Raw genomic sequence first — 22,064 nt, 5'->3', positions numbered from 1 at the left:
GGCGCGCGCTACTCCATCCCGAGGGGGCCCTGCGAGGCCCCGGACAGGAACTGGCGCACGAACTGGTTGTCGGAGTCGAAGAGCTCCTCCGCCGGGCCGGACTCGACGATCCGCCCCTTCCACAGCACCGCGATGTACTCGGCCACGCGCTTGGCGCTCATGATGTCGTGGGTGATGACCACGTAGGCGCCGCCGTTCTGCTCGTGGATCTCCTGGATGAGCTCGCACAGCAGCGCGGTGCGGACCGGGTCCAGGCCGGAGTCGGGCTCGTCGAAGAGCACGATGTCCGGGTCCAGCACGAGCGCGCGCGCGAAGCCGGCGCGCTTGCGCATGCCGCCCGAGAGCTCGTTCGGCATCTTGTCCGCGGACGCCTCGAGGCCGACCTCGCGGAGGCGCCCGTTGACGATGTCCTCGATCTCGTCCTCGCCCTTGTCGGTGTGCTGGCGAAGCGGGAACGCGACGTTGTCCCATAGGTTCATGGAACCGAAGAGGGCGCCGTCCTGGAACAAGACGCCGAACTTCTTCCGCATCTCGAACAGCTCGTCGTCGGCCATGCCCGGCACTGACTCACCGTGAACCAGAACGTCGCCCTCGTCGGGATAGAGCAGCCCGACCATGTGCTTGATACATACGGATTTTCCCGTGCCCGACGGACCGAGGATCATCGAGATCTTGTCGTTCGGGATCCCCATGTTCAGACCGCGCAGGATCTTGTTGCGGCCGAACGCCTTGTGGACGTCGACGAACTCCACCGCGTCCTCGACGCCGGACGGGCGCTTCTTGCCGGTGTGCCACTTGTATTCGTCTTCGTCGCTCATCGTCACCCTCCGATCGGTGCGCGTGGGTTCGCACCCCAGAAGACCTGGGTGCCGAGCATGCCGATCAGGTGGACCAGCACGATGTTGAGGACCATGGACTTGGCCGTCGCGGTGCCCACGCCCACCGGGCCGCCGCTCGCCGTGTAGCCGTAGTAACAGCCGACGAGCACGATCGCGGTGGCCATGACCATCGCCTTTATCAAGCTGAATAAGAGGTCCGGTGGGTTCTGGAACATCCAGAAGATCAACCCGTAGCCGCCGGACGAGACCTCGCCGATCTGCTCGACCACCGCCAGGTACGACGCGAGGAAGCCGGCGCCGATGCCGGCGAGGTAGACGAACGGCAGCACGAGCCAGCTCGCGAGCAGGCGCGTCGCGCACAGGAAGGTGATGCTGCTGATGCCCATCACCTCCAGCGCGTCGATCTCGTCCGAGATCCGCATCGAGCCCAGCTCGGCGACGATGCCGGTGCCGACCTTCGCGGCCATCATGTAGCCGAACGCGTACGGGATCAGCTCGCGCAGGTCGCACCAGGCCGCGAACACGCCCGCGTAGGCGGGGGCGCCGGTGGCGCGGTTGAAGTACGCGGCCTCGATGCCGCACTGGAGGCCGATGATGAACGTCAGGCCCCAGATCACGAGCGTGCTGGAGAGGATCAGCACGCCGGCCTGGCGCAGGGCCTCGCCGAAGTAGCGGAAGACCTTGAGGCCGTAGACCTCGCCCATCACCCGCCCGCAGAAGCGGATGATCTCGCCGAAGCTGGCGAGCCAATCCCTCGGAACTGCCAGCCAGTCGTTCACTTGAGGTTGATGATCTCGGGGTTGGTGGCCAGCAGCGTCTGCGTGAAGACGTAGTTGAACGCGAAGACGCCGAGCGTGGAGATGACGACGGCCTGGTTGACCGCGCGGCCCACACCCGCCGCGCCGCCGCTCGCCGTCATGCCCTTGTAACAGCAGACGACGGCGATGATCGCGCCGAACATCGTGCACTTCAGGACGCTGCCCCAGAGGTCCGGGATGCTCGCGTTGGTCAGCAGGTTCGCGAAGAACGGGCCGGTCGGCTGGTGGTTGACGGCGTTGGCGACGAGGCCGCCGAAGATGCCGAACAGCACGGCGAAGACGTCGAACATCCCGGTGACGATCATCAGCGCGAGGAACCGCGGCACGACGAGGTTCTTCACCGGGTCCACGCCGAGCACCTGCAGCGCGTCCAGCTCCTCGCGGATCTTGCGCGCGCCGAGGTCGGCCGTGATCGCGGTGCCGGCCACGCCGGCGAGCACGATCGCGGTCACGAACGGCGCGAACTCGCGGATGCTGGCGAGCACGAAGAAGCCGCCGAGGCGGTCGTTGGCGCCGAACAGCGTCAGGAAGTTGCTCGCCTGCAGGCCGGGCGCCGCGTAGCCGAACGCGATGGTGGACACCATCAGGGGGAACCAGCACAGGCGCAGTGCGAACAGGAACTGCTGGACGAACTCACCGCCGTACGGGTACGGGGGCCTGAGGGCAGACACGATCGTCTTCCCGGTCAGGATCATCATGTCGCCTACCTCTTCCAGCAATCCCTTTGCCGGAAGAAACAGCCGATCGGCGGCGCCTCGAACCAAAACTCTCCTCTTTTTGACGCCGCGTAACGGCGTGAAGGCGCGAAGGTTATGGCACCGCGCCTCACCGGCTCAAACGGGAACCGTCCCGCTTACTTGCGCAACCGGGCCAGCAGGACGACGTCCACGCGTCGTCCACGCTCCAAGTTCCGGCTCACCATCACGCCTTCCTGCTCGAACCCGAGCGAGTGCGCGAGCGCCCGAGCCGGCGCGTTGTCGGGGGTGGTGGTGATCTCGATCCGGTCCAGCTCGAGCGTCGCGAACGCCCAGTCGACCAGCAGGGACACGGCGGTGTGGCCGACGCGGTGCCCGCGCGCGGCGGGCACGAGCCAATAGCCGACCTCGGCGCGCTTGTGCCGCCAGGCGATGGTGTGGAGCATCACGTGGCCCAGGAACGGGCGGCGCGACGTGTCCGTCACCGCCAGGCCGAGGAACTCGCCGCGCGCCCGCAGCCCCGGCTGGCGCGCGATGAAGCGACGCACCCCGTTCTCCGTGGGGTCCTCGTCGGCGCCGATCAGCACGCCGAGCGTCGGGTCCTCTCTGAAGGCCGCGGCGAACGGACCCGCGTCGCGGGTGCGCAGCCGGCGCAGCACGACGTCCTCGCGCGCGAGACCTTCGGGGATCGGGAGGCTGGGCACTGGCTCCGGGACCCTAACCCGCTCGGTAACGTTGCGCCGAGATGCGCCGTGCGCTGCTGATCCTCGCTGTCCTCGTCGCCGGGTGCGGCGGTGAGGCACGCCAGGACGCGGACGAGCCGTCGGGCGAGTTCAAGGTCGAGGTGGTCCGCGCGTCCTTCCCGCGCGTGCAGCACATCGCCGAGAACGTCGAGCTCAAGCTCACCGTCCGCAACGGCGAGCAGGACCGCTCGCTGAGCACCGTGGCGGTCACCGTGGAGACCAAGGCACGCGGCGACGACGCCACGCTCGCCTTCGGTCAGAACCAGCGCGGTGAGGGCCTCGCGGACGCGGGCCGGCCGGTGTGGGTGCTCGACGAGGGTCCGGTGGGCGGCGACACGGCGGTCGTCAACACCTGGCTGGCGGGTGCGCTCGGGCCCGGTCGCGAGCGCGAGCTGGTGTGGAAGCTCGTCCCGTCGCGGCCCGGCACCTACGAGGTGTCCTACCGCGTGATGCCCGGCCTGACCGGGAAGGCGCGCGCCGCGCGCGGCGACACGAGCGGCCGCTTCCGCGTCGTCATCGACGACGAGCCCGTCCCCGCCCGGGTGGGCGAGGACGGCGAGGTCGAGCGCGGCGTCGAGCCGGGCTCCTCCGACTAGCTAGACGGCGGTGACGTTGACGGCCTTCGGGCCCTTCGGCCCGGGCTCGGAGTCGAAGCTCACGCGCGCGCCCTCGCGCAGCGTGCGGAACCCGTCCGCGTTGATCCCCGAATGATGGACGAAGTGGTCGGCACCCGAGTCATCAGGCGTGATGAATCCGAATCCCTTGTCGTCGTTGAACCACTTCACGGTGCCAGTAGCCACGGGCCGTTTCTCCATACTCGGTTGAGGAGCGCGTGAAGCTACCATGATTGGGCGCATCAGCGTGTGTTTACACGCTCGCAGCTCACCAATTTGTCACGCCGGTCCGCACGGACCGTGTCCCGCCCCGCGCCGCAGTTCACGACGTCCCGGACGCCGTCGCGCACGTCGATCGTGTCGTTGCCCGGCCCGGAGTTGATCGTGTCCCGCCCGGAACCCCCGGTGATCCGGTCATTTCCGCGCCCCGAGTCGATCTGGTCGTTCCCCGACCCGCCGTCGATCCGGTCGTTCCCGGACTCCGTGGCGATCAGGTCGTCCCCGGCCCCGCCGTCGATGATGTCCGAGCCCGCCCCGGTCGCGATCCAGTCGTCCCCCGCGCCGCCCTTGATGCGGTCCAGCCCGGTCCCGCCGTCGACCTCGTCGTCGCCGTCCCCCGCGTCGACCCGGTCGTTGCCGGCGTCCGCGCTGAGCGAGTCCACCCCGGCCCCACCCTCGAGCACGTCGTTCCCGCGCCCGCCGAGCAGCACGTCGTCCCCGTCACCGCCGCGGAGCACGTCGTCCCCACCCGTGCGGTCGTCATCGTCGTTGCACGCGTCCGGCCGCTCCGCGCCCGGCGGGCACACGCCGTCCCCGTGCAGCACGTCCCGCCCGGGTCCGCCGTCGATCCGGTCGTCGCCGCCGAGCCCGAACACCACGTCGTCCCCGCCCTTGGCCAGCACGACGTCCGGACCGGCCGTGCCCTTGAGGAAGTCGGCGAGGTCCGTGCCTTCGATCGTCGGCGCGGCCAGGGCGAGCGTCGCGGCCGCGGCCGCCATCCATCCAGTCACGGGCATTAGAACCCAGGATGGCGGCTCGCGGTGCGGTGGAAACGCCTATCGGTGCAGGCGCGGCGCGATGATGCGGTAGGCCTTCAGACCCAGGCCCAGCCGCTCGCGGTCCTCGGAGAGCAAGGGGTCCAGCCCCGTCAGCTCCTTCACGCGCTCGAGCCGGTAGGCCACCGTGTGCCGGTGCGCGTAGATCGCCGAGGCGGTCGCGTTCATGTTGCAGTTGCGCTCGAGGTAGGCGGACAGCGTGCCCACCAGGTCCGTCGAGTACTGGCCGTCGTAGGCGACCAGCGGCGCGACGGTGTCCTCGTAGAACGAGCGGACCTCCTCGGGGTGCGAGGCCAGCACGCGGAACAGCAGCCGGTAGGTGCCGGTGCCGATGTCCTCGTCGATCGGGACGTCCGAGCGGCGCAGGACGTCCAGCACCAGCTCCGCCTCCTGGATCGCGCGGCCGAGGTCCGCCACGTCCGCGTAGAACGAGGAGACGCCGACCGTGCCGTGGCGCTGCAGGCGCGCGGCGAGCCGGCGGGCGGCCGCGAGGGTCGCGGTCGCGTCGGCGCCGCCCACCGCGGGCAGGAGCGCGTAGACGCGGCCGGAGCCGCCGCCACCGTCCATGTGCTGGGCGAGCGCCCCCGGATGCTCACCGGCGATCGTCGCGACCACGTGGCGCGGACGGTCCGAGGAGAGCTCCGCGCACAGGGCCACGGCGCCCTTGGAAAGGTCACAGCCCAGGCGGGCCGCACGGCGCAGCACCTCGTCGGGCTCCAGGTCGTCACGGCCGCGCAGCTCTTCGAGGAAGGAGCCGCGCAGGTTCTGCTCGACCTCGAGGCGGGCCTCCTCGACCGCGACCTCGGTCAGGCAGGCCACCGCCGCGACGTGCAGGAACTCGATCGCCTCGGGGGCGGGGTCGTCCTCACCGAGCAGGAGGACAGCGCCGAGCTGCTCGTCGCCGGACGCGATCGGCACCTCCGCGAGCACACCGGGTGGAACGGCCGCCGTGTTCTTGCGGGCCCGCTCGCTCACGTACCGCCGCAGCGCCGGCAGCTCGGCCACCGGGCCCGACGCGGCCGCCGCGCCGAGGCGCGGAACCACGATCGCCACCACGCCGCCGGTCTCGCCCGCCGCAAGCGTCGCGACACCTTCGAGACCGTCACCGCTGAGCACGGCGTCAACCATGCGCAGGTGGATCGCCCTGACCCGCTCCATCACGGTGGCCCCGCGATCTTCGCTCTGGGCCTCCATCGCCACGTTCAATACGCCTCCTTCACACGCGGGGCGGCCCTTGGAGCCGCCCCGCGCAATCCGCCGTCTACTTAGATCAGCGCCGCTACGACGCCGCCTGCGCGACGCCCGGGTGGGCCTGCAGGGTCTCTTCGCCGGACTCGCCCGTGCGGATCCGGTAGGCCTCCTCGACGGGCAGGACGAACACCTTGCCGTCGCCGATCGAGCCGGTGCGGGCGTGCTTGAGGATGGCGTCGACCACCGTCTGCACGTCACCGCTGGCCACGACGCACTCGAGCTTGACCTTCGGCCGCAGCCAGTTGGTCAGCTCGGCGCCGCGGTAGCGCTCGGTGATGCCCTTCTGACGCCCGGAGCCCTTGACCTCCGAGATCGTCAGGGACGGGAATCCGAGCTCCAGGAGCTCGAGCCGGATCGGCTCGAACGCCTCATGTCGGATGTACGCCTCGATCTTTTTCACGCCGGAACCTCACGGGTCGTGGCCTTCGGAGCGGCGGCACCGGCCGGCGTCCCCGCCGGCGAGTACCCGACCAGCTCCGGGGCCGGGATGAACTGCTCCGGATACCCGTACATGCCGTGCTCCGAAATGTCCAGACCCGCTTCCTCTTCCTCAGCCGACACGCGGAGGCCGTAGGTCTTCTTGATCACCCAGAAGGTGGCGAAGGACGCGGCGAACACGAACACGAACGCGGCGAGCACGCCGACGGCCTGATCGAGCAGCTGCGTCGGATCGCCGCTGTAGAAGAGGCCCTCCTGGCCGACCGCGTTCTTCTCGGCGAGCCGCGGCGAGGTGAACAGGCCGCAGGCGAGCGTGCCCCAGATGCCGGCCAGGCCGTGCGCGGAGAGCGCGCCCACCGGGTCGTCGATCTTCTTGTCGATCGCCAGGACGCCCATGACCACGATCACGCCGGCGACGGCGCCGATGATCGGGGCCGCCCACAGCTCCACGTAGCCCGACGGCGCCGTGATCGCCACGAGGCCGGCGATCGCGCCGTTGCCCGCCATGCCGATGTCGATCGTCTTGGTGCGCAGGTACATCGTGCCCACGGCGAACAGCACGCCGGCGGCGGCCGCGAGGTTCGTGACCATCGCGATCTCCGGGAAGCGGCCGTCGAGCGCCGTCAGGCCGGAGCCCGGGTTGAACCCGAACCAGCCGAGCCACAGGATGAGGACGCCGAGGCCGAACAGCGGCATGTTGTGGCCCGGAATGGCCCGCGGCTTGCCGTCGGAGCCGTACTTGCCACGACGCGGGCCGAGCAGCAGCAGCACCGCGAACGCGCCGGTGGCGCCGATCAGGTGGACCACCGTCGAGCCGGCGAAGTCCTGCACGTTGAACTCGGTGGCGAGCCAGCCGCCGCCGAAGATCCAGTGTGCGCCGATGGGGTAGATCAGCGCCGAGAAGATGATGGCGTAGATCACGTAGACGCCGAACTTCACGCGCTCGAGCGTCGTGCCCCAGACGATCGCCAGCGACACGGCGCAGAAGACGAACTGGAAGAACCACAGCGTCTCGACCGTGATCGAGCCCTCAGCGACGTTGATCAGGGGGAACGAGCCGCTGGCGTTGTCGCCGGCGAGGAAGAAGCCGCTCGTGCCGATCAAGGATCCGCCGTCGCCGAACGCGAAGGCGAAACCAACCGCCCAGAAGCAGATCGCCGCGATCGAGAAGTTGACCAGGATCTTCGCGATCACCGTGCCCGCGTTCTTGCCGCGGGAGAAGCCGATCTCCAGGAAGGCGAAGCCCGCCTGCATGAACATCACGAGGATGCCGGCGACCAACACCCACATGGAGTTGATCCCGACCGCATCCGGAAGCTTGCCCGCGTTGTACAGGTCAAGCGTGTCGCCGTCCGCCATCGCTACCGCAGGCACGGCCAGTAGTGCGAGCAGCCCGGCCCCCATACCGGTCGCCCAACGGGTCCTACGCATCGTTCCTCCTCGTTCAAACAGCATCGAGGAGCAGTCTCCGTCGCAGGGGCCAACGCATCATTGTCCCCGTGTCGAAGATTCGTAACCCCTAGTTCTCCCTGCGGTCGAGGACCCCCTAGACAACCTGTCCAACGACGACCGCGACGTCGTCGCGCACGACCCCGCCTCCCGCGCGCGCGGCCGCCTGGAGGCACCGCTCGGCGGTGTCGGCGGCGCTCCCGCCGCGCGCCGAGCGCAGCAGCTCGGCCACCTGCTCGGTGCTCATCGTCACGGCCGGGGCGCCCGCCTCGGTGAGCCCGTCCGTGTAGAGCAGGAGCGTGTCCCCGCGTTCGAGCGCGGCGGTGACGTCTTGCACGTGCGGGTCGTCGAGCACCCCCAGCAGCGTGCCCTTGACGTCGAGCGGCTTCGCCGTACCGGAGGCGTCCAGCAGCACCGGCGGCGGGTGCCCGCCACAGGCGACGGTGAGCGCGAAGCCGCCGTCGGCGCGCGCGACGACGCGCGCGAAGATCGCCGTCAGGAACTGACCCGGCCGCCCCTCGGCCAGCACGGCCCGGTTGAGCGCGCCGAGCACCGCGCTCGGCGCGAGGCCCTGCACCGCCGCGGCCCGGACGGTGTGCCGCGCGAGGGCGGTGAGCGCGGCCGCGTCGACGCCCTTGCCGCAGACGTCGCCGATCGCGATCCCCCACGCGCCCGGCGCGATCGCGAACACGTCGTAGAAGTCGCCGCCGACGTCGATCCCGGGCGCGCCCGCGTTCAGGCGCGCGTCGAGGTCGAGCCCGGGGATCGCCGGCACCTCCCGCGGGAGCAGCGACGCCTGGAGCGTCTGCGCGACGTCGCGCTCGCGCTCGTACAGCTGCGCCCGCGCCAGCGCCACCGCGCACTGCGCCGCAAGCGTCTCGAGCAGCTCGCGCGCGCTGGCGTCGAGCGTGCGCGGCCGTGTGAAGTCGATCAGCAGGACGCCGAGCGTCTCGCCCGAGGCGACCAGCGGGAGCGCCACGAGCGCGGGCACCTTGCCGGCCAGGACGGGGAAGCGCTCGCGCATCTCGTCGGCGTCGCGCACGTGCACGGCGCGGCCGGTGCGGACCGCCTCGGCCGTCGGGCGCTGCGCGTCCAGCGGGACCTGCGCGAGGCGCCCGTGCGCCTCGGGGTTGAGGCCTTCGACGGCGGCGAGCTCCAGCCACTCGCCCCGGACCAGCAGCAGCGCCGCGCCGTCGCTCTCGAGCGTGGCGCGTGCCTCGGTGACGGTGGCGCGGGCCACGTCCGGCGCGGTCACGGCGGCGGCGAGCGCGGCGGTCGCGTGCTGGAGGCGCTCGCGCGCCTCCTCCGCCTGCCGCCGCGCCTCGATGTCCGACACGGCGGCGCCGACCGCGACCGGGGCGTCGCCGCCCGCGCGCACCGGGAAGTAGCTGGCCGCGTAGCGCCGGCCGTCGACGGCGATCTCCACGTCCAGCACCGCCGTGCCGGTGGCGAGCACCCGCTCGAGCGCGGCCACGGCGTCGGGGTGCCCGACCCGCTCGCCGACGTGCGCGGCGGCCGGCCGCCCGTTCATGCGGGCGAGCGCCTCGTTGACGCGCAGGTAGCGCAGCTCGGGGTCGACGAACGCGAGGCCGAGCGGCGCCTCGCCGAACACGGCGTCCAGCTCGGCGAGGTGGCGCTCGCCGATCCGGCGCAGCTCCGCCTCCGCCGCCTCCAGGCTGACGGCCGTGGCGTTGAACGCCTGCGCGAGCTCGACCGTCTCCGGCGGCCCCGCCTCCGGCAGCCGCGCGCCGTAGCGACGGGCGCCGAGGGCGCGCGCGAACCGCTGCAGCCGGCCGACCGGGATCACGACCGCGCGCACCGCCCCGTACGAGATCAGGCCGATCAGCGCGAGGAGGACGGCGAGGCCGATGCTCGCCGTGACGATCGCGCGCTCGCGTAGTGCCGCGCTTTCGGCGCGCCGGTCGGCCTGCTCGCGCAGCTCGTCGCGCTCGATCGCCTCGAGCACGTCGCGCACGGCCGCGAACCGCGCGAGCCCTTCGTCGACCTGCGCCGCGGTCACCCGCTCACGGCCGACGATCGTCGCCAGGAACGACCGGTACGCGGCGAGGTCCCGCTGCAGACGATCGATGCGGGCGCGCTGGACCGGCGTGTTCGGGACCCGCGCGAGCGCGTCGACGGCCGGCGGGAGGGTGCGCTGCGCGGCCTCGAACGGGCGCAGCGTGATCTGGTCGGGCGCGATCAGGTAGCCGCGCGCCGCCGACTGCAGGTCGAGCGAGAGCCGGTAGACCCGCTGCGTGCCGACGAGCGCGTCGGTCGTGTTGCGCGCCGGCCCGGCCGCGCGCTGCTGGTCGACGAGGGCGGCGAGCAGGACCGCGAACGTGATCGCGGCGACGACCGCGATCGTCCCGGCCGCGGCGAGCACGCGGAACCGCAACCCCCAAGATCGACGCACGAGAGCGCATCCTATGGCGTACGGCGAAGTGGGCGCAGCTCGATTTGGACACGTGGACAAAGAGCCCGGGCGCGCACCCGCCTAGGTTAAGAGCCGCTGCCAGAGATCCTGAGGAGGACCACGCCCGACATGCCATCCCGCACCCGCACGCCAAACGTCGCCGCAGCCCAGTGGAGCCCGAACGGTGGCGCCATGGGCCAGGCGGACCTGACCCAGCCCAGCGCCAACGTCTACGGAGCCAACGTCTTCTCCGTCGCCGTGCAGCGCCAGCGGCTTCCCAAGGCCGTCTTCCGGCAGCTCGAGGCGACGATCGCCAAGGGCGAGCCGCTCGAGCCGGCGCTGGCCGACGCCGTGGCCTCGGCGATGCGCGAGTGGGCGATGGAGCACGGCGCGACGCACTACACGCACTGGTTCCAGCCGCTCACCGGCTCCACCGCCGAGAAGCACGACTCCTTCTACGGCCCGACCGGCGACGGCACCGCGATCGCCGAGTTCTCCGGCAAGGAGCTCATCCAGGGTGAGCCGGACGCCTCCTCGTTCCCGTCGGGCGGCATCCGCTCGACGTTCGAGGCCCGCGGCTACACCGCCTGGGACCCGTCCTCGCCCGCGTTCATCCTCGAGAACCCGAACGGCGCGCTGCTCTGCATCCCGACCGCCTTCACCTCGTGGAGCGGTGAGGCGCTGGACAACAAGATCCCGCTGCTGCGCTCGATGGACGCGCTCTCGCGCAGCGCCGTGCGCGCGCTGTCGCTGCTCGGCGAGACCGCCCAGCACGTCTTCACGACGGTCGGCGCCGAGCAGGAGTACTTCCTGATCGACGAGCAGTACTACTTCGAGCGCCCCGACCTGCTGACCACGGGCCGCACGCTGTTCGGCGCCAAGCCGCCCAAGGGCCAGGAGCTCGACGACCACTACTTCGGCTCGATCCCGGAGCGCGTGCTCGCCTACATGCTCGAGGTCGAGCAGGAGCTCGCCAAGCTCGGCGTGCCGATCAAGACCCGCCACAACGAGGTCGCCCCGGCGCAGTACGAGGTCGCCCCGATCTTCGAGAACTCGAACATCGGCGCCGACCACCAGCAGATCACCATGCAGGTGCTGCAGAACGTCGCCCGCCGCTACGGCCTCGTGTGCCTGCTGCACGAGAAGCCGTTCGCCGGCATCAACGGCTCGGGCAAGCACAACAACTGGTCGATGGGCACGGACACGGGCATCAACCTGCTCGATCCGGGCGACACGCCGCACGAGAACCTGCTCTTCCTGTTCTTCTGCAGCGCCGTGCTGAAGGCCGTCAACGCGCACCAGGAGCTGCTGCGCGCGTCGGTCGCCAACGCCGGCCAGGACCACCGCCTCGGCGCGAACGAGGCCCCGCCGGCGATCATCTCGATCTTCCTCGGCGCCGAGCTCGAGAAGGCGTTCGGCGCGATCGAGAGCGGCTCGGGCGACGCCGCCACGCCGCAGGCCTACCTCGAGATGGGCGCCTCGGTGCTGCCGCGCCTGCCGCTGCACGGCGGCGACCGCAACCGCACCTCGCCGTTCGCCTTCACCGGCAACAAGTTCGAGTTCCGCGCGCTCGGCTCCTCGATGTCGCTCGGCATGCCGAACACGATCCTCAACACGATCGCCGCCCAGGCGATCGACCAGCTCGCCGACGAGCTCGAGGCCGCCACCGGCGCCGGCACCTCGATCGAGGAGGCCGTGCTCTCGATCGTCAAGCAGACGTGGTCGGACAACAAGCGGATCGTCTTCTCCGGCGACGGCTACTCCGACGAGTGGCACGTCGAGGCCGAGTCCCGCGGCCTGGCGAACCTCCGCCAGTCCCCGGACGCCCTCCCGTGGCTCGTCAAGGAGGAGACGATCGACGTCTTCTCCAAGTACAACGTGCTCTCCGAGCGCGAGCTCGAGGCCCGCTACGAGGTCGCCGTCGAGCAGTACGTCACGACCCTCAACATCGAGGGCGAGACCGCCGCGTCGATCGCCCGCACGATGCTCCTCCCGGCGGCCGTGCGCTGGCTCCTCACGCTCAAGGAGGTCGGTGTCGAGAAGCTGATCGCCGAGACGGGCGGTCTCGTCGACGAGCTCGTGGAGGCGATCCTCGCGCTGGAGACCGCGAACCGCGACCACCCCGAGGGCGTCGAGCTCCTCGATGAGGCCAAGTACGTCCAGGGCACCGTCGTCCCGGCCATGAACGCGGTCCGCGCGATCGCCGACAAGCTCGAGAAGATCGTGCCGGACGACCTCTGGCCGCTCCCGAAGTACTCGGAGATCCTCTTCATCAAGTAGCCGGGGAGCTCCATCGCGTCACCGAGGGCCCGCCACGTGCGGGCCCTCGGTCGTCCTGAGGCCAACAGCGACGGCCACGGGTGTGGCGCGCTCGCGCTCCACCATTGGTCCAGAAGGCGGCAAACCACAGGTCCGGTCTGTAGGTTGCCGCGCTCGATCGTGCTGTTGGCGAGGGGCTAGGGATGGCTGTACGGATGTTGGTCGCGCTGATCACGGCGCTCGCTTTGGCTGCGCCCGCACACGCGGCACCCCTCGCGAAGCCGTTCGCGACGTATGAGGAGACGGTTCGCGCGGATGCGCCGAGCGCGTACTGGCGGCTCGCGGAGCGCTCCGGCACGACCGCCGCGGACGCGTCGGGGAACGAGCGTCACGCCACCTACGCGGCCGACGTCGAGTCGCTGACCCGCTGGGGCGCGCTCGGGTCCGATCTCGACGACCGGGCGATCGAGAGCTGGCTCGATCCCGAGGCCACGCCGGAGGCGGGGCTGCTGAGCGGATCGGCGCTGGGCCTGCCGACCGGGGCGCGCACCGTCGAGGCGTGGGTGCGCACGTACGGTCCGGGGACCCGGCTGCTCGGCTATGGCGACTTCACGGTCGAGCTCGGGCAGCGCGCGATCCTGGCCGGCGGGCAGCGGTTCGCGCTCGCGCCCGGAGACCGGCGCGAGCTGGACGACGGGCGTTGGCGGCACGTCGTCGTGACCTATGACGGCACCGCGCTGCGCGCATACCTGGACGGCGCTCCGGTCGGCGAGCCGGTCGCGACCGAGCTCGTCACCGACACGAGCGGGTCGTTCACCGCCGCGCACCCCACGGTCTACGGGGCGGCGTACGACGAGCTGGCGGTCTACCCGCGCGCGCTCGACGCCGCCGCGGTCACCGCGCACTTCGAGGCGTCCGGCAACGGGCGCCCGGCGGCGATCACCGGGTTCTCCGCACGCGCCGGGCAGAACCGGATCACGGTCGACTATGACCCGGTCGGCGGCACCCATCCGCGCGACCAGGCGATCGCCGACGAGTACGTGGTGGAGGCCTGGCAGGGCGAGACGCTGCGGGCGCGGCGCACGCTCACCGCCAGCCCGCCGATCGAGTCCACCACGGCCCGCAGCGCGCCGCGCGCGTGGGGCACCGAGCTGAGCGGGCTGCCGGCGGGCGTCACGCGGGTCACGCTGCACGCGGTCGGCGCCTACGGCGAGGGTCCGACGAGCACGCTCGAGGCGACCGTCGCCGGTGAGCCCGCGACCTACGCGAGCGCGATCGTCGACGCCGCCCCCGCCCTGTACTGGCGCCTGGGGGACAGCGGCCGGCGCGTGGGCGACCTGTCCGGCACGGACACGGGCGCCGTCTACCAGGGCGGGCCCAGCGGATACTGGCCCACGGCCGGCGCGCTCGTGGACGACCCGGACGGCGCGCTGATCGTCGAGGGCGGCTGGAGCGAGGCGCCGTACGAGCTGATCCGGGCCCCGGCCGCTTCGGGGCTCCCGACCGGAAACCGCACGGTCGAGGCGTGGGTGCGCGCCGACACCGCCGGGACCGGCGTGATCCACTACGGCGACTTCACGGTGGCGGTCGAGGAGTACGCGGTCGTCGTGTCCGGTCACCGCATCCCGCTTCCCGCCGGCGACGCCCGGCGGCTGACCGATGACCGCTGGCACCACGTGGCGGTCACCTACGCCGACGGCACGCTCACCGCGTACCTGGACGGCGCGCCGCTGGGCACCGCCGCCGCCGACTTCGACTCGCCGGCGACCGCCGAGCTGACCGCCGGCCGCGCGCCCGTCGAGGGCGCCGTCGGGCTCGACGAGCTCGCGCTCTACCCGCGGGCGCTCGACGCCGCCACGATCGCCGCCCGCTTCGTCGCCTCCGGCCACCGCGCGCCCGGCGAGCTCGCCGGCGTCGCCGCGACGCCCGGCACCAACCGCGTGACCGTGCGCTGGACGGCGCCTCCGGAGTTGCCGTTCGTGGACGACATCCTCGTCGAGGCACGCCGCGGCGGCGTGCTCCAGGCCGCGCGCGTGACGTCCGGGAGCGAGTCGAGCCTCGACCTCACCGGGCTCACCCCCGGCCGCTACGAGCTGCGCGTGCGCGCGCTGAACGCGTACGGCCAGAGCGTCGTCGTGGCCGTGGACGCCGACGTCACCGGCGCGGCCGACACGTTCCCGGCGCGCCTGCTCGCGGACCAGCCCGCGCTCTACTGGCGGCTCGGCGACCAGGGCGGCACGATCGTCCCCGACCTGTCCGGTCACGGCCGTGACGCGTACCGCGGGCTCGACCGCCTGCTGCCCGCCGACGGCGCGCTCGTCGGCGACGACGACGGCTCCGGGAGCGTCAGCGGCACCTGGTCCTGGCGCGGCACCACGCTCGCGCGCCTCCCGCGCGCCGCGGGGCTCCCGGCCGGCGCCCGCACCGTCGAGGCGTGGGTGCACGCCACGCAGCCCGGCGCGCGCGTGATCGAGTACGGCGACTTCACCGTCGACGTCGAGGAACGCGCGATCGTGGTGTCCGGCGAGCGCATCGCGCTGCCGGCGGGCGACCCGCGCACGCTCACCAACGACCGCTGGCACCACGTCGCGGTCACCTACGACGACGGCACGATCACCGCCTACCTCGACGGCGCGCCGCTCGGCACGGTCGCGCGCACCCTCAACACGACCACCGACGGAGACCTCCGCGCCGCGCGCGCCCCGGCCTACGCCGAAGCGCGCTTCGACGAGCTCGCGCTCTTCCCGCGCGCGTTGGACGCCGCGACCGTCGCCGCCCACTTCGCCGCTTCCGGCAACGCCCTTGCGCCGACGCCGGACGCGACCGGAACCGTCGGCCAGAACCGGGTCACGTTGCGCTGGCCCGCGCCGACCGGCGGCGCACCCGCCGGCCAGCTCGCGGTCGAGCACTACCTGGTGGAGGCGCCCGGACTCGCGCAGATCGTCCGCCCGACGGCCACCGAGATGGTGCTCGGCGGCATCCCCGCCGGCACCACCACCGTCAGCATCCGCGCGGTCAACGGCTTCGGCCCGGGTGCGCCCAAGTCCCTGCAGCTCACGGTCCCGGGCGCCGCGACCACCTACGCGTCGGCCGTCGCCGCCGACGAGCCCGCCCTGCACTGGCGCCTGGGTGAGCGCGGCGGCACGGTCGTCGCCGACGCCTCCGGCCATGGCCGGACGGGCACCACCTGGCAGGACTTCGCGCCCTACGCCGGCGCGGGTGCGCTTCCCGGCGACCCCGACGGCGGCTTCAGCTACGGCTACCAGTCGTGGCTGCGGACGACGATCGACCGCCCCGCGACGGGCCTGCCGGACGGCGACCGCACCGCCGAGGCGTGGTTCCGCGGCTCGGGCCCGGGGATCCGCCCGATCGCCTACGGCGACTTCGCCGTGGAGATCGACACGCGCGCGATCGTCGTCTCCGGGACGCGGATCGAGCTGGCCGCCGGCGACCGCCGACAGCTGACCGACGGGATCTGGCACCACGTCGCGGTCACCCTCGCGGGCGAGACCGCCATCGCCTACCTCGACGGCGAGCCGGTCGGCACGGCGACCGTGCCCGTGCCGGCCAACGTCGAGGGCAGCTGGCTGACGGCGGCGGCCGCGCCGCAGGGGATCGGGACGTCGGGCTTCGACGAGATCGCGATCTACCCGCGCGCGCTCAGCGCCGCCCGGATCGCCGCGCACTTCGAGGCGTCCGGCAACGGGCGCCCGCAGCCGCCGAGCGGCGTCGCGGCCACCGCCGGCGCCAACGCCGTCACGGTGAGCTGGACCGCGGGCGGCACGCCCGCGCCGACGGGCTACGTCGTCGAGGCCTGGCAGGGCGGGACGCTGCGCGGTGCGCAGGCCACCTCGGCCACCGCGACCGGCGCGACGATCACGGGCCTCCCCTCCGGCGCCTACGCGATCAAGGTGCGCGGCGTGAACGAATACGGCGCGGGCCGCGAGAGCGAACGCCCCGCGACGCTCTTGGGCGCGACCACGACCTACGCCGGCGCCGTCACCGACGCCGCTCCGGCGCTGTACTGGCGCCTCGGCGAGCGCAACGGCACGGTCGCGGCGGACAGCTCGGGCCACGGCCGCCACGGCACCTACCCGTACTCGAACCTCCAGCGCACATACACGGGCGCGATCACCGGCGACGACGACCGCGCACTGGCGGGCGTCGACAGCTGGGGCTCCGTCGACCTCGTGCAGCTATGGCCGGCGACCGACCTCCCGAGCGGTGACCGCACGGTCGAGGCGTTCGTCAGCGCCTCCGGCCCGGGCGCGACGCTGCTCGCCCAGCAGGACACGATGCTGCGCTTCGAGGACCGCGCGGTGGTCGTCGGCACCACGCGGCTGGCCCTGCCGGCCGCCGACGGGCGTAGCCTGACGGACAGCCGGTGGCACCACTACGCGATCGCGCAGGCCGACGGGACGCTCACGCTCTACCTCGACGGCGAGGCGGTCGCCTCCGCGCCCGGCGCGCTTCCGGCCGCCGACGGCTGGTTCACGGCCGCGCGCGTGGTCGACAACACGAGCGTCGCCTACGACGAGCTGGCGCTGTACCCGCGTGCGCTCGACGCCGCCACCGTCGCGGCGCACTTCACCGCCTCGGGCTTGCCCGTGGCGGGTGACCGGACCGCGCCGATCCCGACGATCGAGACGCCCGCGGACGGCACCACCACGACGCGCCCGACGCTGCGCGGCAAGCTCGGCACGCTCGCGGGCGACGAGCCGCGCGCCGTCGTGCGCGTCAGGCGCGGCGACCAGCTCGTGCTCCAGCAGGACGTGGTCGGGATCAACGGCGCCTGGGCGCTCGCCCTCGTCAACCCGCTGCCGACCGGCGAGCTCACGCTCGAGGTCGTCCAGCGCGACAGCGCCGGCAACGCCGGCACCGCGATCCGCACCTGGACCGTCGTCAACACCGCGCCCGCCACGCCCACGCTCACGCTCGACCGCACCGACGGCGCGCTGCCGCTGACCGTGCGCGCGAGCGTCGCCGCGACCGACGCCGATGGCGACCCGCTCACGTTCCGCGTGGACTTCGGCGACGGGGCCTGGACGACCGGAGCGCTTCCGGTCGGCCCGATCGCCCACGTCTACACGACCGCCGCCGCGCACCCGGTGACCGTGACGGTCAGCGACGGCACGGCGCAGACCACGGCGACCCTGCCGGTGACGGCGCGCCTGGCCGAGGCGCTCGCCGCCGATGCGGGCGACGACCGCGTCGCCGAGGCCGGGACGCGGCTCACGTTCGACGCGCGCGGCTCACGGCCGGCGGTCGGCATCGAGCGCTACCGCTGGACGTTCTCGGACGGCACCGTCCGCGACGGCGCCGTCGTCAACCACACCTTCGCGCACGCGGGCGACGCAAAGGCGACGCTCGAGATCACGGCCGGCGGCGAGACGAGCATGGACAGCGCCAAGGTCACCGTGATCGAGCCGGCCCCGGCCGTGACCGCGCGCGTGGTGTCCGGCGGCAGCCCCATCGCGGGCGCTGACGTGCTCGCGATCCTCGCCGACGGGACGCGCATCGCCGCGGTCACCGGCGGCGACGGCCGCGCGCGTCTTGCGGGCCTGCCGAACGGCAAGCACACGCTGTACGCGTGGGCCCCGAACATGCGCCCCGGCACCGGCACCGCGACCGTGTCCGGCGGCATCGGCACGGCCGAGATCAGCCTCGAGCCCGGTGAGGTCGCGAGTGCCGGCCTCACCTCCAAGCGCCTGAGCCGCGACGAGATCGTCGCCGCCGGCATCAACCCGGACGACCCGGGCAACCGCGAGGTGTACTCGTTCACCGCGCACATCGCGGTCAACGGCGTCGACCGTTCGGTCAGCGGCGCGGTCTCCTCGAACGGCCTCTACGGCTGCGGCGGCAGCGGCGCGCAGTCCTCATGCGGTGGAGGCGGCGGCACGTACGTGACCGGCAGCTTCCAGGGCGGCGTGCCGCTGCTCCAGTGGATCGTCATTCCGGCCCGCACCGGCTTCTTGAAGGAGTTCTTCGAGATCTCGATGGTCGTGCAGAACCTCGCCGGGCCGGAGTTCACGCTCCGTGACGGCACCGCCTCGCTCGACCTCCCGGCGGGCCTGTCGCTGGCGCCGACCGCAGCGGCGCAGCAGTCGAGCGTGCGCCTCCCGGACATCCCGGGCGGCGGCGACGCGGCCACGCGCTGGATCGTCCGCGGGGACAGCGAGGGCAGCCACGAGCCGCGCGCCCGCTACACGGGCACGCTGAAGCCGATCGACCTGCCGGTCGTGCTCGAGGCGCGGCTCGCGGACCCGATCCGCGTCTACGGCGGGTCGGCGATGCAGATCGCGGTCAGCGCCGACGACACGTTCACCGACCGCTACCCCGGCCACGTCCGGGTCGGCATCCGCAACGTCTCGCCGGTCACGATCAGCAACGCCGCGCTGGTGATCCCGACCGAGGGTGCGCAGGGCTACGTCCCGCAGCCGCGCCAGATGCGCTCGTGGACGGCGGCGAGCATCGCTCCCGGTGAGACGTGGTTCCCCGACAGCGCGAGCGACACCGACGACGACTTCATCATCGTCCCGGAGCCGACCGGCACCGTGAACCTCGCGGAGAGCTTCGTCGCGCAGGCCGCCGGCGACAGCTCGGACGGCGGCAGCGCGATCGGCACGCACCCGACCGTGCAGCCGGTGAGCCAGGCCCCGACGTTCGAAGCGGTGAACCGCGGCTCGGTGACCGTGCTCAGGTGGCAGGCCGTTCCCGGGGCCACGGGCTACCAGGCGTACGGCGCGCCGGACCGCACGACCGAGTTCGGCTCCGAGCCGATCGTGTCCGTCCCCGCGGGCACGACCAAGACGTACCTGGCCAACACGGGCGGCGCGAAGGAGATCGCGCTCTCCACGGTCACGCCGCAGCGGCTCGTGCTGCGCCACCCCACGTCCGCGGTCCTGGACGGCACCGCGACCCAGCCGACGGTGGAGATCACCAACGTCGAGGACGCCTGCGCGGCCAACGGCGGCCTGCTCGAGATCTCCGCCTACGACCCGGACATCGACTTCTCCACGATCGACGTCAGCTGGAGCGGCGGCAAGGTGACCAAGGCCGTGTCCGGCAACGACGTGGACACGACGGTCACGGTCGGCACGTTCCCGATCACCGAGGACGGCACCGAGCTCACCGTCACCGCCCACCTCGCCGCCGGCGGCCAGACCGCCGAGGCCAAGCTGGTCGTCAACCAGCGGGGCGACACGAACTGCGACGGCTTCGTGCGCGCGGTGATCATGGGCGACTCCTACATCTCGGGTGAGGGCGCGTACGGCTACCTGCCGGGCACGGACAACCACGACAAGGCGACCAAGAACCTCTGCCACCGCTCCCCCAATACGTGGCCGGCGCGGCTCGCGAGCACGCTCGTCTCCGGCCTGGCGCTGTTCGACCCCGTGTTCCAGCAGGGCCGGCCGGAAGGTGACTGGATCGCGTTCCTGGCCTGCTCGGGGGCGGTCACCGGGAACTTCTGGGACGAGGCGAGCGACGGCGACAAGACGCCCCAGTTCGACAAGCTCACCGCCGCCGAGTGGGACACGATCGACCTCGTGTTCGTGTCGATCGGCGGCAACAACGCGGGCTTCTCGAACGTGATCATGATGTGCACCGCGCTCGACTGCACGCGCTCGAAGCCCGGGCCGTACGCCGCCGGCATGAAGTGGTGGCGCGACAGCATGATCGGCAAGCTCACGCAGGTCGGCGCCGACGTCGGCTCGGCCACGAGCGTGATCCGCCAGCGGGTGCCGCGGGCCGAGGTCTACCAGATCAACTACATGGACCCGTTCCGCCCGCAGCCGGACACGTGCGGGTCGCTGAGCATCTCGATGGCGCTCTCGGACTTCAACCACGAGACGGGCATCCTCTCGCTGCTGTTCGGCACGCCCGCGGCGGGGGTCGTCGACCTGCTGTCCCTGCGGCAGGCGCTGACGCTGACGCTGCCCGAGCGCCTGTGGGTGGCGACGGACTTCCTGCCGCAGCTCAACAGCAACCTCGCGTGGGCGTCGGACATGAGCAGGACGCACCTGTTCGACTCGGTCGACAGCTTCAACGGCCATGCGATCTGCACCGACAGCCCGTACGTGCACGGCTTCGCGCTGGGCGACGACAAGATCGGCCTGATCGGCAACGAGTCCTTCCACCCCAACGCCGACGGCCACGGGCAGCTCTACGGCCTGACCTCGGCGAAGTGGCGCGACACGCTCGGCGACAACCCGAACGAGGCCTCGCCCGCGCCGGCCAAGCGCGTGGCCGCGCGGTCCGCGGACGCGACGCCGCTCGCCGAATCGGTGGTGCGCGGCCCGGTCGAGAACCAACCGGTGTTGATCCCGTCGGGCACCGGCACGCTCGCCGTCACCGGGGCGCCCGCGAACACGGCGCTGCGGGTCACGATCGACCCGCTCGCGAGCGTCGTCGGCACGGCACGCACGGACGCGAAGGGCAAAGCCGAGATCCCGCTGCTGCTCGGCGCGTCGACCGCGTCCGGCCTGCACACGCTGACGGTCTGGGACGGGCCCGACCGCGTCGACATGGCGCCCGTGCTCGTGGGCGGCACGAAGGCGTGCGCCGAAGGCACGGACGTCGACGGCGACGGCCTCGCAGACGCTTGCGACGGCGACCCGCTGGACGGGCCGCGCGCCGACGCAGACCGTGACGGCGTCGCCAACGACGACGACAACTGCCCGCTCGTGGCGAACCCGGGGCAGGCCGACCGCGACGGCGACTTCGAGGGCGACGCGTGCGATCCCGACCAGGGCGCGGACCGCGCCGCCACGACGTTCCGCAACGCGGGCGCCCCGGTGCCCGTGACGGCGAGCGTCCCGCGCGATGTGGTCGCGCGCGCGGACGGTGCCGGCCGTGCCGTCGTCGAGTGGGAGGCGCCCGCGGGCGCCGCGCCGATCTCCGGCTACCGGATCAGCGCAGGCGGCCGCAGCGTGGACGTCGGGCCGCAGGCGCGCTCGGCCGTGCTCGACGGCCTTGCGGAGGGGGAGATCCGGCTCGGCGTCCGCGCGCTGAGCGACGGCGCGGCCGGCGCGATCGCGCTCTCGGCGCCCGTGCGGGTCAGCGCGACCGGCGTCACGGTGACGCCCACGCCCTCACCGACACCGCAGACGCCGGCCACCGCGCTCCCGACCCCGACGCCCGCGTCGCCCGCCCCCACGGCGGTGCCGACGCCGATGCCGAGCCGCGCGATCACGTTCAAGGGCAGCGCGAAGCGGGTCAAGCTGAGCCGCAACGGCACGTTCGTGCTGCGCTTCAAGGCCCCCGCCGGCGCGAAGGGCACCTGGACGCTCGCGTCCACGAAGCGGGGCGCGTTCAAGCCGCGCAGCGGCCGCTTCACCGCCGACCGCGACGGCGCCGTGAAGGTGACGGTGAAGGTCGGCAGGCCGCGAACGGCGACCACGCGGGTGAAGGTGACCGCGAAGGCCGCCGGAGCGACCGGCGCGAGCTTCGCCTTCACGCTGCGCCGCTGAGCCGCCGGTGACGGATGAAC

General features: G+C 72.5%; 13 protein-coding genes. 3 read left to right on the top strand and 10 right to left on the bottom strand.

The features are described from left to right. Positions 1-8 precede the first annotated feature (8 nt). The 4 genes from C8N24_RS17660 to C8N24_RS17645 all read right to left on the bottom strand — a co-directional run bounded on the left by C8N24_RS17660 (position 9) and on the right by C8N24_RS17645 (position 3,056). Entirely contained in the window at positions 9-818 is an 810-nt protein-coding gene (locus C8N24_RS17660) for an ABC transporter ATP-binding protein (RefSeq protein ID WP_170179173.1), read from the bottom strand. 2 nt (positions 819-820) lie between these two features. Continuing rightward, positions 821-1,618 (bottom strand): ABC transporter permease, encoded by a 798-nt coding sequence (locus C8N24_RS17655; protein ID WP_245971879.1) that lies wholly within the window; start codon positions 1,616-1,618, stop codon positions 821-823. Next, positions 1,615-2,355 carry an MlaE family ABC transporter permease gene (locus C8N24_RS17650; protein ID WP_121252044.1) on the bottom strand — a complete coding sequence of 247 codons (741 nt, stop codon included), beginning with the start codon at positions 2,353-2,355 and terminating at the stop codon, positions 1,615-1,617. The genes C8N24_RS17655 and C8N24_RS17650 overlap by 4 nt, the downstream gene beginning before the upstream one ends. Before the next feature lie 155 nt (positions 2,356-2,510). Then, on the bottom strand, positions 2,511-3,056 hold the full coding sequence (locus tag C8N24_RS17645; protein WP_170179172.1) for a GNAT family N-acetyltransferase: 546 nt from the start codon (positions 3,054-3,056) through the stop codon (positions 2,511-2,513). Positions 3,057-3,097: 41 nt separating this feature from the next. Here C8N24_RS17645 and C8N24_RS17640 point away from each other — a divergent pair, with 41 nt between their 5' ends. Next, complete coding sequence (locus C8N24_RS17640) at positions 3,098-3,691, top strand: hypothetical protein (protein WP_147447855.1); 594 nt, start codon at positions 3,098-3,100, stop codon at positions 3,689-3,691. On the opposite strand, the gene C8N24_RS17635 is transcribed toward C8N24_RS17640, so the two are convergent. The 6 genes from C8N24_RS17635 to C8N24_RS17610 all read right to left on the bottom strand — a co-directional run bounded on the left by C8N24_RS17635 (position 3,692) and on the right by C8N24_RS17610 (position 10,315). Further along, positions 3,692-3,895 carry a cold shock domain-containing protein gene (locus C8N24_RS17635; protein ID WP_121252038.1) on the bottom strand — a complete coding sequence of 68 codons (204 nt, stop codon included), beginning with the start codon at positions 3,893-3,895 and terminating at the stop codon, positions 3,692-3,694. A gap of 56 nt (positions 3,896-3,951) precedes the next feature. Further along, a complete protein-coding gene (locus C8N24_RS17630; protein WP_121252036.1) occupies positions 3,952-4,725 on the bottom strand; it encodes a calcium-binding protein in 774 nt (257 codons plus the stop codon). Positions 4,726-4,764: 39 nt separating this feature from the next. Further along, on the bottom strand, positions 4,765-5,892 hold the full coding sequence (locus C8N24_RS17625) for a PucR family transcriptional regulator (protein ID WP_147447853.1): 1,128 nt from the start codon (positions 5,890-5,892) through the stop codon (positions 4,765-4,767). Between the two features lie 151 nt (positions 5,893-6,043). Further along, a complete protein-coding gene (locus tag C8N24_RS17620; RefSeq protein WP_121252032.1) occupies positions 6,044-6,415 on the bottom strand; it encodes a P-II family nitrogen regulator in 372 nt (123 codons plus the stop codon). Continuing rightward, positions 6,412-7,884, bottom strand: a complete 1,473-nt coding sequence (locus C8N24_RS17615; protein WP_211340006.1) for an ammonium transporter — start codon at positions 7,882-7,884, stop codon at positions 6,412-6,414. Before C8N24_RS17615 ends, C8N24_RS17620 begins: the two co-directional genes overlap by 4 nt. A gap of 115 nt (positions 7,885-7,999) precedes the next feature. Continuing rightward, on the bottom strand, positions 8,000-10,315 hold the full coding sequence (locus C8N24_RS17610) for a SpoIIE family protein phosphatase (RefSeq protein ID WP_170179171.1): 2,316 nt from the start codon (positions 10,313-10,315) through the stop codon (positions 8,000-8,002). Between the two features lie 129 nt (positions 10,316-10,444). Here C8N24_RS17610 and C8N24_RS17605 point away from each other — a divergent pair, with 129 nt between their 5' ends. Both C8N24_RS17605 and C8N24_RS35590 read left to right on the top strand, forming a co-directional pair. Further along, a complete protein-coding gene (locus tag C8N24_RS17605) occupies positions 10,445-12,595 on the top strand; it encodes a glutamine synthetase III family protein (RefSeq protein ID WP_121252026.1) in 2,151 nt (716 codons plus the stop codon). A 194-nt stretch (positions 12,596-12,789) separates the two neighbouring features. After that, complete coding sequence (locus C8N24_RS35590; RefSeq protein WP_170179170.1) at positions 12,790-22,044, top strand: LamG-like jellyroll fold domain-containing protein; 9,255 nt, start codon at positions 12,790-12,792, stop codon at positions 22,042-22,044. The last annotated feature ends 20 nt before the right edge of the window (positions 22,045-22,064 follow it).

This window comes from Solirubrobacter pauli (assembly GCF_003633755.1).
In the GTDB taxonomy this organism is placed as follows: Bacteria; Actinomycetota; Thermoleophilia; order Solirubrobacterales; family Solirubrobacteraceae; genus Solirubrobacter; species Solirubrobacter pauli.
This window is presented reverse-complemented; position numbering and strand designations above follow the sequence as displayed.